The organism is Actinokineospora alba (assembly GCF_004362515.1).
Taxonomy (GTDB): domain Bacteria; phylum Actinomycetota; class Actinomycetes; order Mycobacteriales; family Pseudonocardiaceae; genus Actinokineospora; species Actinokineospora alba.
On sequence record NZ_SNXU01000001.1, the window covers coordinates 5557236 to 5571026 of the forward strand.

Genomic DNA, 13791 nt, shown 5'->3' on the forward strand with positions numbered 1-13791 from the left:
ACCTGAGGTCCTCACATACGCAAGTGGCGCAGCAGCGGGTCGTAGACCGGCACCGGCGCGAGCCGGATCCGGGCGTCGACGGCGACGCAGCCGTGTTCGGTGGCGATCAGCGGGTTGACGTCGAGTTCTGCGATCTCGGGGATCGCTTGGGCAAGCCAACCGACACGTGCGACCACATCGCGGACTTCGGCCTCATCGACGTGGGAGAAAAGTGCCCGCGAGCCGCGCAGGCCGTGCAGCATCTCATCGAGGTCGGCGTCCGAGACCGGGGTCAGTCGCGCCGTGCGGTCGGCGACGGTGTCGGTGCTGGTGCCGCCGAGACCGAAGACGACCAGCGGCCCGAACATCGGGTCGCCCTTGACACCGACGAGGAGTTCGACGCCATCGGTGTCGATCATCGGCTGCACGAACACCCCGCGCAGGGCGCCGCCGAAGCGCTCGGCGAATGTCGCGTAGGCCGCGCGAACGGCGTGCTCCCCCACCGCGCCCAGCACGATGCCGCCACCGGAACTCTTGTGCAGCAGGCCATCGGCGACCGCCTTGAGAGCCACCGGCCTGCCCACCCTGCTCGCGGCCGCGACCGCGGCGTCCGGAGAGTCGACCAGGACACCCGGCGCGGTGGGGACACCGACCGCGTCGAGGACGCGCAGGCAGCGCTCCGGGTCGAGCCAGCCACCATCGGGACTCGACGCCAGGAACTCCCGGACGATCCCGGTGGCCGCGGCGGTGTCGAGCCCCTCCGGCTCACGCGGATCGGCCTCAGGCCGGTCGAGCCACTCGCGTCGTTGGACGCACCGGTTCAGCGCGCCTGCCGCGGCGACCGCGTCGCCGTAGCAGGGCACGGTGCCCAGCCGGGTGACCGCCGCCGACTGTCCCAGGTGGACAGCGAGCAGCGGCGTGCCGGCGCGGGCGGCGGCCGGTCCGCACGCGGCGATCGCCTCGATCGGGTCGCCGAGCGCGGTCGGCGCCGCGATGGCGACCACGGCGTCGATCGACGGTTCGGCCAGCAGCGACTCCACACACCGCTGGAACACCTCGGCGGAGACGACAGCGCTGGTGTCGAGCGGATTGGCGAGCGAGGCCTGGGCAGGCAGGTGCGCGCGCAAGGCCTCGGCCACCCGTGCGGGCAGCGTCGGCAGCACCAGTCCCTGACGTCCCAGGGCATCGGCGGCGATCACACCCGCCCCGCCCGCGTTACTGATCACCGCGACGCGGCGGCCGGCGGGGAGCGGCTGATCGACCAATGCCGCCAGGGTCTCGGGCAGCTCCGAGAGCCGGTCAACCGCGATGACGCCCGCCTGCCGGTAGAGCGCGTCGGCCGTCACGGCGGGCGTTGCCAGCGCGGCGGTGTGCGAACTCGCCGCGCGCTGCGCCACGGGCGTCGCGGGCGGCCGTACCGCCAGGATCGGCTTGGTCCTCGACAGCCGCCTGCACAGCGACGAGAACTTGCGCGGGTTGCCGAAGGACTCCAGGTACAGCACCGCGGCCTTGGTCTCGGGTTCCCCGGACCACCACAGCAGCAGGTCGTTTCCGCTGACGTCGTACTTGTCCCCGGTCGAGACCAGGGTGGACACACCGAGGCCGACCTGGTCGAGCGCGGAGAACAGCGCGATCGCCACTCCCCCGGACTGCGTCACCACCCCGACCGAGCCCGCCTGGACCCGGTTGCGGGCGAAGGTGGCGTTGAGCCGCACCGCCGGATCGCCGTTGTAGACGCCGATGCAGTTCGGCCCCACCAGCCGCATCCCGAACTCCCGCGCGGTCGCGCGCAGCGTCGCCGAGTCATCGGCGCTGAGGCCCGCGGTGACAACGAGCAGCGCCCGCACCCCCAGTTCGCCGCACTCGCGTGCGGTGCCGGCGACGGCCCGCGCGGGCACGCACAGCACGGCAAGATCCGGAACCACCGGCACGTCCGAGACCCGCGGGTGGCTGGGCACCCCGGCCACCTCGCGAGCGTGCGGGTTCACCGCGTACAGCGATCCCGTGTATCCGCCCTCGACGATGTTGGCGAGCAAGGCGTGACCGATGGAGTCGGGCGCGCGGCCCGCCCCGATCACCGCGACGCAGTCCGGCCGCAGCACCGCGCTCAGACTGGCCCGGTCGGCGACCTGTTCACGCCGGTGCACCGCCAGGTCGTACTCCCGCGTCGGCGCGAGCGGGATCAGCACCTCGATCTCGTCGTCGGTCCGCTGCTGCGTGCGGGGCAGCCCGAGTTCGTCGATGAGCCGCAGCATCGGCGCGTTCTCGGTGAGGATCTCGGCTTTGAGGCGGGTCAGGCCGCGTCGGCGCGCCAGGGAGACCAGTTCCTCGATCAGCAGCGTGCCGATGCCGTGCACGTGCCGCTCGTGGGCGACCACCAGCGCGAACTCCGCTGTCGTCGAATCGGATAGCGTGGCGTAGCTGGCGACGCCCAGCAGGTCCGCGCCTGCGAAGGCGCCGATCCCGGCGTTGCCGGGGTTGTCACTGGTGACGCTGTCGACGTATTGGTCGGCGTTGACCGCGCACAGGGTGAAGAAGCGCCGGTAGCGGTCCTCCGGCGGCAAATGCCGGTGCAGTTCGCGCATCGCGTCGGCGTCGGCGGGCCCGATCTCACGGAGCACGACGATCGAGCCGTCGACAAGCAGTGACCGTGCGCCTATTTCGTCCACTGTGGACATCAGTGGTCCTCCGGCGATCGCAGCACGGCGACCGGGCACGGCGCGTGGTGGATGAGGGCCTGGCTGGTCGACCCCAGGGTCAGTCCGGTGAAGCCACCGCGGCCGCGGCTGCCGATCACGAGGAGCCGTGCGCCCTGGGCATAATCCATGAGCACTTTCGCCGCGCGGCCTCGCGGCGCCACCCTGGTCACCGACACGTCGGGGTGCTTCTCCTGCCAGCCCGCGAGTCGCTGCGCGAGCAGTTCCTCGGCGTCGACGGCGGCGGTGTCGAGGTACAGGGACGCGTAGCCCTTCTCGAACACGTCGACCAGCGGCGAGTCGTGCCAGGCGTGCACGGCGACGAGGTCCGCGCCGAGAGCGGAGGCTTCCTCGAAGGCGAACGCGATCGCGGCCTCACTCACCGGCGACCCATCCACCCCCACCACGACCGGGCCCTCGTTCGGCTCCCCTCGCACCACGATGACCGGGCACTCCGTGTGCGCGGCGATCCCGACGGCGACCGAGCCCAGCAGCAGCCCGCTGAACCCGCCGAGTCCACGGGAGCCCACCACCAGCAGCGACGACTTCTTGCTCAGTGACCGCAGGTACGCCACCGTGTCGCCGCCATGCGAGGTGACCGACACGGCCACCTCGGGCGCCGCGGACTCCGCGGCGGTGCGGGCCTCGTCGAGGATCACCGCGGAGGCGTTCTTCATCGAGGCGAGGAGGTCGTGTCCGGCGATCAGCGCCTCCGGGTACCCGCTGACCGGCCAGGTGTAGACGTTGACGATGTGCAGCGGCATCTTGTGGCGGGCGGCCTCGGCGGCGGCCCAGCGGGTCGCGGCGATCGCCGAGGCCGACCCGTCGACGCCGACCAGGATGGGGCGGGTGCGGTCGTGGATGGTCACTGCGTTCCTCCATGAAGTGTCATGCCGGTGGATGTGGGTGTGTCGTCGGAGACGAAGCGGGTGACCTCGCTGACCGGTCTGCGCGGCGCCGGGGAGCCGCGATACCCGTAGCCCAGGCGCAGCACCACATGTGGGCTGCCCGCCCGCAGCAGGGCCCGCAGCGCCGCTCGGACGGCGGGCACCTCGATCGGCTGCGACAAGAACGACGAGCACAGGCCGAGATCCGCGGCGGTGAGCAGCACCCGCTGCATCGCCTTGCCCGCTTGGACGTGGTCGATCGGGGTGTCGCCGGGCGTGGTCAGCACCGCCAGCAGCGGCTGCTGCTCGAACGGGCGCTCCCGCGCGGGATCCACGTCATCGGTGAACCGGCGCAAGGTGATCAGACCGGGTGTCCGCGTCGGCGGGCCCAGCGCCCGGGTCGGCACACCGTCGACACGGTTCGCGTTGTCGTGGACCCACTCGCGCAACTCGGCCCGGTAGGCGGGGTCTTCGCTCTGCAGCGTGTCGGCGCGGCGGATCAGCGCGGCCACGGCGTCGACCTCCGGTGGCAGCTCGACGAGCCGCAACCGCGCCCCTTCCCGCTCGGCGGCGCGCAGGAGCGTGGCCTTCACCGGAGGCGACACCGGCCGTTCGAGGAACGGCCTGCGGTTGGTGTGCCTGCGCGGGATCAGCTCCGCGAGCGTCCGCTCGCTGGGGATCACGACGCGGTTGCCCGCGATCCGCACCGAGGCGAGCAGATCGGGCCGGTTCGGGTCAGGCAGCAGGTGCACCACGGCGGCACGGCCGACCGCGTTGAGCGCCAGCTGGATGTTGAACACCGCGGCGCCGCAGGAGAGCCTGGCCTCACGCCCGTCCGGATCAGCCACGGGCAGCACGCGATCGCGGTCGAGGAGCACGTCGATGCGGTCACCGTGCACCTCAAAGCGCCAGGGCTGGGTGTTGTGCGGCGAGGGCGCCCGGATCGCGGCCGCCAGCGCGGCCCGCAGCGGGCCCTCGGCGTCGAGGATGGTCATGAGTTCGCTCCGTCCGGGTGTGGGCTGTGCCAGGTCCAGTCACGGACCGCGGGGAGGTCGTCGCCGGTGCGCCGGACACACTCGGCGTGTTCGGCGAGGCGGTCGAGGATGCGCTGCCGCAGGTGTCCGAGCCTGGCCGCGAGTCTCGGGACGCGTTCCAGGGCGGCGAGGGCGAGGTGGAACCGGTCAAGATCGTTGAGCACGCACATGTCGAACGGTGTGGTCGTCGAACCGCGGTCGCGGAAGCCGTGGACGTGGAGGTTGTCGTGGTTGGGCCGGTCGTAGGTGAGCTGGTGGATCAGCCACGGGTAGCCGTGGAAGGCGAAGATCACCGGCTGGTCGGCGGTGAAGATCTCGGTGAAGTCCTGGTCGGACAGCCCGTGCGGGTGGCGGCCGGGGGTGAACAGCCGCGTCAGGTCGACCACGTTGACCACGCGGACCCGCACATCGGGGGCCAGCTCGGCCAGCACGTGCACGGCAGCGAGGGTCTCCATCGTCGGCACATCGCCCGCGCAGGCCAGCACCACGTCGGCCTCGCCGTCGCCGTCGGTACTCGCCCACTCCCACACACCGAGGCCTTGCGCGCAGTGCGCGGCTGCCTTCTCGGCGGACAGGTACTGGGGTGCGGGCTGCTTGCCCGCCACGATCACGTTGACCTGGCCGTGGGTGCGCAGGCAGTGGTCGGCGACCCAGACGAGGGTGTTCGCGTCCGGCGGCAGGTAGACCCTGGTCACCTCGGGTCGCTTGGACAGGATGTGGTCGATGAAGCCGGGGTCCTGGTGGGAGGCGCCGTTGTGGTCTTGGCGCCACACGTGCGAGGTAAGCAGGTAGTTCAGGCTCGGCACCGGCCGCCGCCACGGCACGGAGCCTGCGGTGAGCAGCCACTTCGCGTGCTGGGCGACCATGGAGTCCACCACGTGCGCGAACGCCTCGTAGGTGGAGAACAGGCCGTGCCTGCCCGTGAGCAGGTAGCCCTCGAGCCAGCCCTGGCACAGGTGCTCGGAGAGCACCTCGACGACCCGGCCGGTCGGCGAGAGGTACTGGTCGTTGTCCTGAGTGGGCAGCTGCCACCGCCTGCTGGTGACGTCGAACGCGGCGTCGAGCCGGTTGGAGGCGTGCTCGTCGGGGGCGAACAGCAGCAGGTTCGCGTTGGACTCGTTGCGCAGCAGCGCTTCCCGCAGATAGTCGCCCAGCACGCTGGTCGCCTGCGCGGTCACCTCGCCGGGGGCGGTGACGGCCACGGAGTGCGCGGCCGGGTCGGGCAGCCGCAGGTCCCGCTGCACCTGGCCGTGGGCCCGCGGGTTCGCCGACATCCGCCGCTCTCCCCCGGGCCGCCACGCGGCCAGGCTCGGCGTCGGTCCGCCGTCCGTGCCGAACAGCTCTTCGGGCCGGTAACTGACGAGCCATTGCCGCAGCATGTCCAGCCGGGCGGGGTCTTCCCGGACGTTCGTGAGCGGAACCTGGTGCGAGCGCCAGGAACCTTCGACCGCGTGTCCGTCCACATGGGACGGGCCGGTCCAGCCTTTGGGGGTGCGGAGGACGATCATCGGCCTGCCCGCTCCGTGGGCGGTCCCCCGCCGGATGCGCTCGATGCGCGCCAGGCACTCGTCGAGCGCGGCGGCGTAGGCGCGGTGCACCTGTGCGGTGTCGGCGACCTCGATGGGGTCCCAACCCTGGCTCCGGAGATACGCGGCGAGCTGCTCAGAAGGAATCCGCGACAGCACGGTCGGGTTCGCGATCTTGTAGCCGTTGAGGTGCAGGATCGGCAGCACCGCGCCGTCGCGCCACGGGTGCAGGAACCTCGGCGCCTGCCAGCTCGCGGCGAGCGGCCCGGTCTCAGCCTCCCCGTCCCCGATGAGACACGCGACGATCAGCCCGGGGTTGTCGAACGCGGCCCCGGTGGCGTGCGCCAGCGAGTACCCCAGCTCACCGCCCTCATGAATAGACCCCGGCACCTGCGGCGACGCGTGGCTGGGCACACCGCCAGGAAAGGAGAACTGGCGGAACAGCGCCGCCATCCCCGCCTCGTCCTGCCCGACCTCGGGGTAGAGCTCGGAGTACGTCCCCTCCAACCACGCCGCCGCGTTCAGCGCCGCGGCGCCGTGGCCCGGCCCGGTCACGAGCATGACCTCGAGACCGTTGCGCATGATCACCCGGTTGAGGTGGGCGTAGGTGAGCGTGATCCCCGGGACCGTTCCCCAGTGCCCCACCAGCCGCGACTTGACGTGCTCGGCCCGCAGCGGCTCACGGAGCAGGGGGTTGTCCAGCAGGTAGATCTGCCCGACCGACAGGTAGTTCGCCGCCCGCCACCACGCGTCCACCCGGCCCAGCGCCATCTCGTCGGCGTCGCTCGGCGCGGTCATCGGGAACACGGTCATGGTGGACGTCTCCTCGTTTCGGGTTCGTCCAACCATGACCGGCCGGACCCGTCCAGGGCCGCAGCCCGGAGACCTCATTCGACAGGGACCAAAGTGGTCGCCGGCAGGACCTTCGACCCGCCCCGATCGAGCCGGTTGGGCTCTTCAAAGGCTCGGTGGGATGACGCAGCCTGGGATCGAGGTGAGAGAAATGACCATCCAGGACAGGATCGACACCTACATCCCAGCGCCCCGGACGCCACCCGGGCCACCAGACTTGAGCGTGCGCGTGCGGGCAGCCCTGAACGACGTCCCCGGCGTCGACACGAGCCTCGTCCGCGCCGCCGTCGACGGCGGCGACGTGCTGCTTGTCGGCCGAGTCCAGTGGAGCAGCGAAGCCGAGAAAGTCGTCCGCCGCGTCCACCAGGTCACCGGCATCGCACGGTTGCGCAACCGCATCGGCTTCCACTACGACGACGTCGACGACAGCCGCCTACGCGGTCTGAGCCTGTTCGGCTAGGCCCTCGCCTGCTCCTCAGCGGCATCGTGATCACCGCGATCTGCGGAGGTCAATCAGACCAGGACAGGAGAGTGCAACCTGCGCGCGTCACACGCGGTGCACCTCGCAGACCAGCAGCTCAACACGCTACTCGGCACTAGCGGGGTCACGACCGAGCGGTGAATCCCCGCGTACGCTCGGCGCCGACAGACCCGGTTCCCAGGAGCTGGCTGTCGACCCGCGCCCTGGTACATGACATGTCAGTCGGATGCCGCGCACTCATCGGTAACTGTCGGGTCACGCGAGACTCCGGTACCGTCCGATGAAGGTGCGCCGGGAAGTCTGGTCGGCTTCAGGTCAGGTCTGTCCCGACGACGATGGAGCCCACCGATGTCTGTCGAGCCCCAAGTTGTGCACACGGTGACCACCGTGGTCCGCGACCACCTCACGGACCACATTCTTCTGGAGATGGCCGGAGCCATACCTTTGCCTCGCGGCACCGTCGTCGTCCTTCCGACCGGTGGCGTGGCCCGGGTCGAGGCAGTCCACCTGGTCGTTCCCGCTGCTCCGGGCGAACCCGCCAAGCTCGTTGCGTACGTCCTTCCCTGCTAGCTGTGTCACGAACGCCTTGATCAACACCCGCGGTCGTCTGCCCAACATGCTCGGGGTCGACAGGTAAGACTCAGGCGAGGACGAAGTAGCGCAGCCACAGGTACGGCGCCGCCAGCAGGATGGACAGGGCGGCGACGATGATGCCGTAGCGGGTGAACTGCCAGAAGCTGATCGGTGTGCCGTTGCGGGCGGCGAGGCCGAGCATGACGACGTTGGCGCTCGCGCCGACGGCGGTGGCGTTGCCGCCGAGGTCGGCGCCGAGGGCCAGTGACCACCACAGTGATTCGGCCTGCGGGGTGCCGCCCTGGGCGGCGACGAGGTCGCTGACGATGGGCGACATGGTGGCCACGTAGGGGATGTTGTCGACGATGGCCGACAGGACCGCGGAGATGCCGAGCAGCGCCATGACCGCGAGCAGCGGCTGCCCGCCGACGGCGTCGGCGAGTGCCTGGGACACCTTGTCGATCACCCCGGTCTTCACCAGGGCGCCGACCATGATGAACAGGCCCATGAAGAAGACCAGGGTCTCCCACTCGACGTCGGCGATCGCCTCCTCGGTGGTGATCTTGGAGATCATGACGAGCACCCCGGCGCCGAGCAGGGCCACAACCGAGGGCTCGACGTGCAGCGCGCTGTGCAGCACGAACCCGACCATCACCAGGGCCAGCACGATCATGCTCTGCCACAGCAGCTTGCTGTCGCGGATGGCGTCGCGCTCGTTGAGGGCCATGACCTCGGCGACGCGCTTCTCGTCGTACTTGAAGGCGCTGCGGAACAGCCAGCGGCATACGAGGACGAAGACCGCCATCATGAAGATCGCGAACGGCGCCATGTGGATGAGGAAGTCGTTGAACGACAGGCCCGCGCGGCTGGCGATGATGATGTTGGGCGGGTCGCCGATCAGGGTCGCCGCGCCGCCGATGTTGGACGCGAGGACCTCGGCGATCAGGAACGGGATCGGGTTGAGGTTGAGCCGGTCGCACACCAGGAACGTCACCGGTGCGATCAGCAGCACTGTGGTCACGTTGTCCAGCGCGGCCGAGGCCACAGCGGTGATGATCACGAAGAGCACCATCACCGCGAAGGGCTTGCCCTTGGCGCGTTTGGCCGCGGCGATGGCCAGATACTCGAACAGCCCGGTCTGTTTGATCACCCCGACGATGATCATCATGCCGAGCAGGAGGAACACCACGTTCCAGTCGACACCCGCGTCGAGGGAGTGGAACGCCGTCTCGCCGTTGGTCAGGCCGAGCGCGAGCATCAGCGCCGCCCCGCCGAGGGCGGCAGCGACGCGGTGGATCCGCTCGGTGGCGATCAGGACGTAGGCGCCGACGAAGACGGTGATGGAGAGGATCTGGCTGACGCTCATTCGCTGGGCCCCGGGTTGGTCTTGAGGATGACGTCGAGCAGGTGCGACGCGGTGAGCACGCCGTGGATCGTGTCGCCGTCGGCGACGAGGAGCAGCGGGCTGTGCAGCCGGGCCATCATCGCCGCGCACTCCATGACGGTGGCGTCACCGGAGACCAGCGGCAGTTCGTAGCGCTTGTCCTTGGGCGGCAACACTTCCCTGACTGTCCGTCCGGCGAGCTTGCCGACGCAGGCCTCCGCGCCGCCACGCTCGTCGTACACCCGGGCCAGCGACGGGTCCTCCTGGACGTAGCCGGGGACGATGAACCGCAACACCTGCGACCCGGGCAGCACGGTCACCGGGTGGTTGTCCGCGTCGACGACGACCACACCGGGCCTGCGCTGCTCGGCGATCAGTCGGGCGGCGCTCAACGCGTCGTCGGTCAGCTGGACCAGTGGGTATTCCTCGGCAAGATCACGTGCGCGCATGTCGGCCACCTTCGACGTAGTCGGCTATGACCGTCGTCACAGCGGGGCTAGCATGGGGTTCTGCGGGACCCGCCAGCGAGCCAGGAGCGTCGCCCATGTCCGGACTGACAGGCACCATCCTGATCATCGCGGTGTTCCTGGTCGGCGTGTTCGCCGTGCGCATGGTCGGACGGCACTGAGCGGCGCTCACGGCTTTGACGGTTCGCGAGGCTCGACCTTCGCGGTCACTGTGGGACGCGCGCTCGGCGGGTTGTCCGCCGGTGCCGGTCGCAGCGTGTCCCCTCCGCCACGTCGGCCAAAGGGTCCAGCACGATCATGAGCGTGATCTGTCACGGCGAAACTCCAGTCGACGACGAACCCGCCCACCTCCGTTGAGATGGGCATGCCGACCAGGCTTCCCGGCGCTCCAGGGTAGACGATGCCGTAAGTCGGCTCCCGACGCAAAGATGCTCGGTCTCGATGTCGAAACGCCCCGCCCTGAGCACGCACACGACGGGCACAAGGGGCCGCGACCATCTCTGTCCTATCGACACGGTCGCGACCCGCAGGGCATCAGTGGCTTCCGGCGAGTTCGTCCGGGGAGTGCGGTGGATCCGGCTTTATCTGACACGGTCCCGTTCGCACTGTCACGCCGCAAGTGCGAGGCCGCCGAGAGTGGTCGGCTGGTTTATCGGGTGTGTCGAGGGTAAACCGAGATCGCGCAGGGCGGCGATGGCTTGGTCGAAGCTGGGGAGGTCGTCGGTGCCCCGGTCACGGCAGGTTCGCCACCTGTTCGATCGTGGCGATCCGGCCCGCCACGATCAGCACGTCGCCCTGGTTGACGACGGTGTCCGCGGTGGCGTGGGTGAAGCCCTCGCCGGGTCGTTTGACGCCGACCACGGTCACGCCGTATTTGGTGCGCAGGCGGCTCTCCCCGAGTGCCCTGCCGACCGCTTCCTCCGGGGCCTGGGTTTTGGCCATGGCGTAGTCGTCCTCGAACTCGATGTAGTCGAGCTTGCGGCCGGTGACCAGGTGCGCGACCCGTTTCCCCATCTCGTGTTCGGGGAGCACGACGTGGTGGGCGCCGATGCGTTCGAGGATGCGACCGTGTCGGCGGCTGATCGCCTTGGCCCAGATGTTCGGTACGGCGAAGTGCACCAGCAGCCCAGTGGTCAGAATGCTGGCCTGCAGGTCGGTGCCGATACCGACCACCGCGCGCTGGAACTGGTGCACGTCGAGCCTGCGCAGGACGTCGGCGTCGGTGGTGTCAGCCACGACGGTGTGGGTGAGCTGGTCGGCGTGGCGCCGGACGAGCCGGGGGTCGGAGTCGATGCCGAGCACGTCGCAGCCGCGTGCGGTGAGTTCCTTTGCCAGCGAGCTGCCGAAGCGGCCGAGCCCGATCACGACCACGCGTGAGGTGTGTTTATCCGACACTGGGTCGCTCCTGGGAGATGGTGGCCGCGGGTCGCGTTCGACGACCGGTGGGGCCGAGCACGGTCGGTGGCGCCGGTCGTCCCAGGCGGATGCGCGGAGGTTCGGCAGCCGGTCGCGGGTGTGCCAGGTTCGGAACGCCTAGCCATACCTGTGCGCCGATCAGAACCGTGTGGGAGGCCATGTGGGCTCCTGGTCTCGGGTAGACAGCTCCGCCATATCGCCGACCAGGCTTCCCGGCACACCAGAGACAAGACTAGTCCGCGACCACCCCTCTTGCCGCCCGCCTCCCGGATCGACGCCCACGCACTCGGTCACCGGGCGTCGGCAAACCGCTCGACGTCGGCACGTCCGATCACCAGGATCACGTCGCCGGCAGACGGCGTTGACATCCGCGGTCCGGCGAAAGGACGCCCGCGATCATCGTGGTGCCGCGGTTCAGCGTGCGGGCGAGGTGAGATCGTCGACGCGCTCAGTCGTCGTCGGTGGCCCGTTGGGTCGCGATGGTGTCATCAACCTCATCGGGGAAATAGAGTTCCGCCCACACGGTTTTGCGGTCCTGGCGCCAGTCGACGCCCCACCGGTCGGCCAGGGCGCCGACGGTGAGCAGGCCCGATCCGCGTTGCCATTCACCGTAACCCTCGGCGTCGTGATCTTCGGCCGTGATCAGCATCGTGGAGTCGTGTGAACCGATCAGGACCACGCGCAGCACGACGGGCGGGGTGCCGTGTTGGTGGGCGTTGACGATCAGTTCCTCGGCCACCACCATGACGCGCAGGCGGTCGGCTGGATCCCATTGGTCCAGGAGGCCGTCGAGCCAGTCGCGGACGAAGTCGGCGGCTCCCTGCTCCACGGTCAGCGGGACGACTGTCACGCGGACGTCGCTGTTCTCGGGTATCACCAGTGCCTCCACGACTCCTCGATGTCGGCATCGCGGCCGCACAGGGCCGGAGTTGTGGCAGGCGGGCCTTCCTCGTCGACACCGGGCGCGGGGTCCGTTGCGGTCCGGCATCGTCTCGCCCGCCTGCCACGGCAGCGTTTCTACCGGATCAACCGCGGTGTAACGGGGATCGTCAAGGAGTCGTCAAACAGTCGTCAAGAAAGTAGGCATGTCTAGGCCCACGATCTGCTCAACGCGGCGAGTTCGGGGGCACGCCGCGACGGGACCGCTCCCATGAGCCGCGCCTGATCATCGGTGGGGCCGGTGTCACGGATCGCGATGCCGACGGTCGTTCCACGGGCGAATTCCGCGAGGTGATGGCGAATCTCCGCCGCGCTGAACACCATGGCGAAGTCGACGACGACCGGTGCGCGAACGGCGATGGCCAAAGCGAGGATCGGACCGTCCGCCGACATCACCGCCCACTGGCACTCACCGAGCAGCGGCGTCACCGGGGCCCGTCCCAGCAGCCTGCGACCACCCCGGACACCACGGAGATCGGCGTCGTCGATGACCACGGTGAGCATGTGCCCCGCGGCTGCCGCGGTCACCGCCCGCCCTCTGGCCATGACGATCTTCGGACCGACCCGGGATGCGGTCCTCCCCCGAAACCACACCATCGCGCGATGTTATGGCGGCGCGCGTTGAGATCCTGCGTCCCGTTTCTTTACGGTCGTGTGACGACGTCGACATCCGCGGGCGGGCGAGCACCCGCCCCTCGGTCGAGGGCCCCCGCCACCGTGAGCGCGGTGGTGGTCGCGCCGATGGCGAAGTCGGTGAGGGTGGCCAGGGTGGAGTCGGTGCTGAATCCGTAATCGAGAAGCAGAGGGGCCAGCACGAGCCAGCCGCCCACCGCCGTTCCCGCGGTGGTGGCCACGGTCAGGGTCACGCGACCCAGGGCGCGCAGCAGGCCCAGCGCCACCGCGACCAGTCCGACCAGGCGGTCGTTCCACACGGCGTCGAAACCGGTCGGCGCGCCGTAGTCGCCATGGGTGGAGAGCACGATCAGCCAGCAGCCCAGTGCGATGGTGACCCCGGTGACCGCTCCCGGCAGCTGTGGACCGGGAATCTCGTCGGGGCCCCCGGTCACGACGCCTCCGCCAGCGACGTCAGGCACGGCAGCGGCTCGCTGCGGGCCAGGACGATCAGGCTCAGCGCGGTCTTGGTGTCCACGCCGCCGCGCAGGCGTTGGGCTCGGCTCAGCGTGGTGATCCCGATGGTCGGGCCGTCGGCGAGCATGCCGAGTTCGGCGCGCAGTGAGCGGGCGGGCAGCACTACCCCGATCGACAGCGCCAGCGGTGTCGTCGCGGACACCGTCACGCCGAGCACCGGTCCGTCCTCGCTCAACACCGACAGCACACAGGTCCCGTCGAGCAGGGTCACCGCGGACTGGCCGTTCAGGTGGGCGAGCAGGTCACGGCCCTGCCTCGTCCTGGTCAGGTCCTGGTCGTCGACGATGAGTCCGAAGACCGGCCACAGGTCGGTGCTGCCGTCGCGGTCGGCGCGCCGTGGCCGCAGCACCATGGCCTCGCGGGCGATCATCACCTGGTTCGCCATCGTCGTCGCAAGCATGTCCGCCA

Annotated in this window: 13 protein-coding genes; 2 read left to right on the top strand and 11 right to left on the bottom strand. The window is 70.0% G+C overall.

The features are described 5' to 3' along the window. Window positions 1–11: 11 nt before the first annotated feature. From C8E96_RS25545 to C8E96_RS25560, 4 genes are read right to left on the bottom strand one after another with little or no spacing between them, the layout of a single operon-like run. A complete protein-coding gene (locus tag C8E96_RS25545; RefSeq protein WP_091369228.1) occupies window positions 12–2657 on the bottom strand; it encodes a bifunctional acetate--CoA ligase family protein/GNAT family N-acetyltransferase in 2646 nt (881 codons plus the stop codon). Then, complete coding sequence (locus C8E96_RS25550) at window positions 2657–3544, bottom strand: universal stress protein (RefSeq protein ID WP_228769612.1); 888 nt, start codon at window positions 3542–3544, stop codon at window positions 2657–2659. The genes C8E96_RS25545 and C8E96_RS25550 overlap by 1 nt, the downstream gene beginning before the upstream one ends. Further along, window positions 3541–4557: an Acg family FMN-binding oxidoreductase gene (locus C8E96_RS25555; RefSeq protein ID WP_091369231.1), complete on the bottom strand. Its 1017-nt coding sequence runs from the start codon at window positions 4555–4557 to the stop codon at window positions 3541–3543. The genes C8E96_RS25550 and C8E96_RS25555 overlap by 4 nt, the downstream gene beginning before the upstream one ends. Next, complete coding sequence (locus tag C8E96_RS25560; protein ID WP_091369235.1) at window positions 4554–6935, bottom strand: phosphoketolase family protein; 2382 nt, start codon at window positions 6933–6935, stop codon at window positions 4554–4556. The genes C8E96_RS25555 and C8E96_RS25560 overlap by 4 nt, the downstream gene beginning before the upstream one ends. A 190-nt stretch (window positions 6936–7125) precedes the next feature. On the opposite strand from C8E96_RS25560, the gene C8E96_RS33550 reads away from it, so the two are divergent. Together C8E96_RS33550 and C8E96_RS25570 are read left to right on the top strand one after the other, a co-directional pair. Next, window positions 7126–7434, top strand: a complete 309-nt coding sequence (locus tag C8E96_RS33550; protein ID WP_166658119.1) for a BON domain-containing protein — start codon at window positions 7126–7128, stop codon at window positions 7432–7434. Window positions 7435–7803: 369 nt separating this feature from the next. Further along, window positions 7804–8025, top strand: a complete 222-nt coding sequence (locus C8E96_RS25570; RefSeq protein WP_091369244.1) for a hypothetical protein — start codon at window positions 7804–7806, stop codon at window positions 8023–8025. 70 nt (window positions 8026–8095) lie between these two features. Here the strand turns inward: C8E96_RS25570 and C8E96_RS25575 are convergent, their stop codons facing one another. The 7 genes from C8E96_RS25575 to C8E96_RS25605 form a co-directional block, all read right to left on the bottom strand. Beyond that, window positions 8096–9394: an ArsB/NhaD family transporter gene (locus C8E96_RS25575; protein ID WP_091369248.1), complete on the bottom strand. Its 1299-nt coding sequence runs from the start codon at window positions 9392–9394 to the stop codon at window positions 8096–8098. After that, a complete protein-coding gene (locus tag C8E96_RS25580) occupies window positions 9391–9861 on the bottom strand; it encodes a CBS domain-containing protein (RefSeq protein ID WP_091370135.1) in 471 nt (156 codons plus the stop codon). Before C8E96_RS25580 ends, C8E96_RS25575 begins: the two co-directional genes overlap by 4 nt. A gap of 750 nt (window positions 9862–10611) precedes the next feature. After that, window positions 10612–11274, bottom strand: coding sequence for a potassium channel family protein (locus C8E96_RS25585; RefSeq protein ID WP_228769613.1), 663 nt, complete (start codon window positions 11272–11274; stop codon window positions 10612–10614). Window positions 11275–11743: 469 nt separating this feature from the next. Next, window positions 11744–12184: an ATP-binding protein gene (locus C8E96_RS25590; RefSeq protein WP_091369256.1), complete on the bottom strand. Its 441-nt coding sequence runs from the start codon at window positions 12182–12184 to the stop codon at window positions 11744–11746. A gap of 200 nt (window positions 12185–12384) precedes the next feature. Further along, on the bottom strand, window positions 12385–12762 hold the full coding sequence (locus C8E96_RS25595) for a hypothetical protein (protein WP_091574764.1): 378 nt from the start codon (window positions 12760–12762) through the stop codon (window positions 12385–12387). Between the two features lie 116 nt (window positions 12763–12878). Then, window positions 12879–13301 (bottom strand): SPW repeat domain-containing protein, encoded by a 423-nt coding sequence (locus C8E96_RS25600; RefSeq protein ID WP_091369264.1) that lies wholly within the window; start codon window positions 13299–13301, stop codon window positions 12879–12881. After that, complete coding sequence (locus C8E96_RS25605; RefSeq protein ID WP_133794776.1) at window positions 13298–13783, bottom strand: hypothetical protein; 486 nt, start codon at window positions 13781–13783, stop codon at window positions 13298–13300. The genes C8E96_RS25600 and C8E96_RS25605 overlap by 4 nt, the downstream gene beginning before the upstream one ends. Window positions 13784–13791 lie beyond the last annotated feature (8 nt).

Excerpts from the sequence above, each read along its gene's own strand:
- C8E96_RS25545 (WP_091369228.1), bottom strand. The coding sequence starts at position 2,657 with ATGTCCACAGTGGACGAAATAGGCGCACGGTCACTGCTTGTCGACGGC.
- C8E96_RS25555 (WP_091369231.1), bottom strand. The coding sequence starts at position 4,557 with ATGACCATCCTCGACGCCGAGGGCCCGCTGCGGGCCGCGCTGGCGGCC.
- C8E96_RS25560 (WP_091369235.1), bottom strand. The coding sequence starts at position 6,935 with ATGACCGTGTTCCCGATGACCGCGCCGAGCGACGCCGACGAGATGGCG.
- C8E96_RS33550 (WP_166658119.1), top strand. The coding sequence starts at position 7,126 with ATGACCATCCAGGACAGGATCGACACCTACATCCCAGCGCCCCGGACG.
- C8E96_RS25570 (WP_091369244.1), top strand. The coding sequence starts at position 7,804 with ATGTCTGTCGAGCCCCAAGTTGTGCACACGGTGACCACCGTGGTCCGC.
- C8E96_RS25575 (WP_091369248.1), bottom strand. The coding sequence starts at position 9,394 with ATGAGCGTCAGCCAGATCCTCTCCATCACCGTCTTCGTCGGCGCCTAC.
- C8E96_RS25580 (WP_091370135.1), bottom strand. The coding sequence starts at position 9,861 with ATGCGCGCACGTGATCTTGCCGAGGAATACCCACTGGTCCAGCTGACC.
- C8E96_RS25605 (WP_133794776.1), bottom strand. The coding sequence starts at position 13,783 with ATGCTTGCGACGACGATGGCGAACCAGGTGATGATCGCCCGCGAGGCC.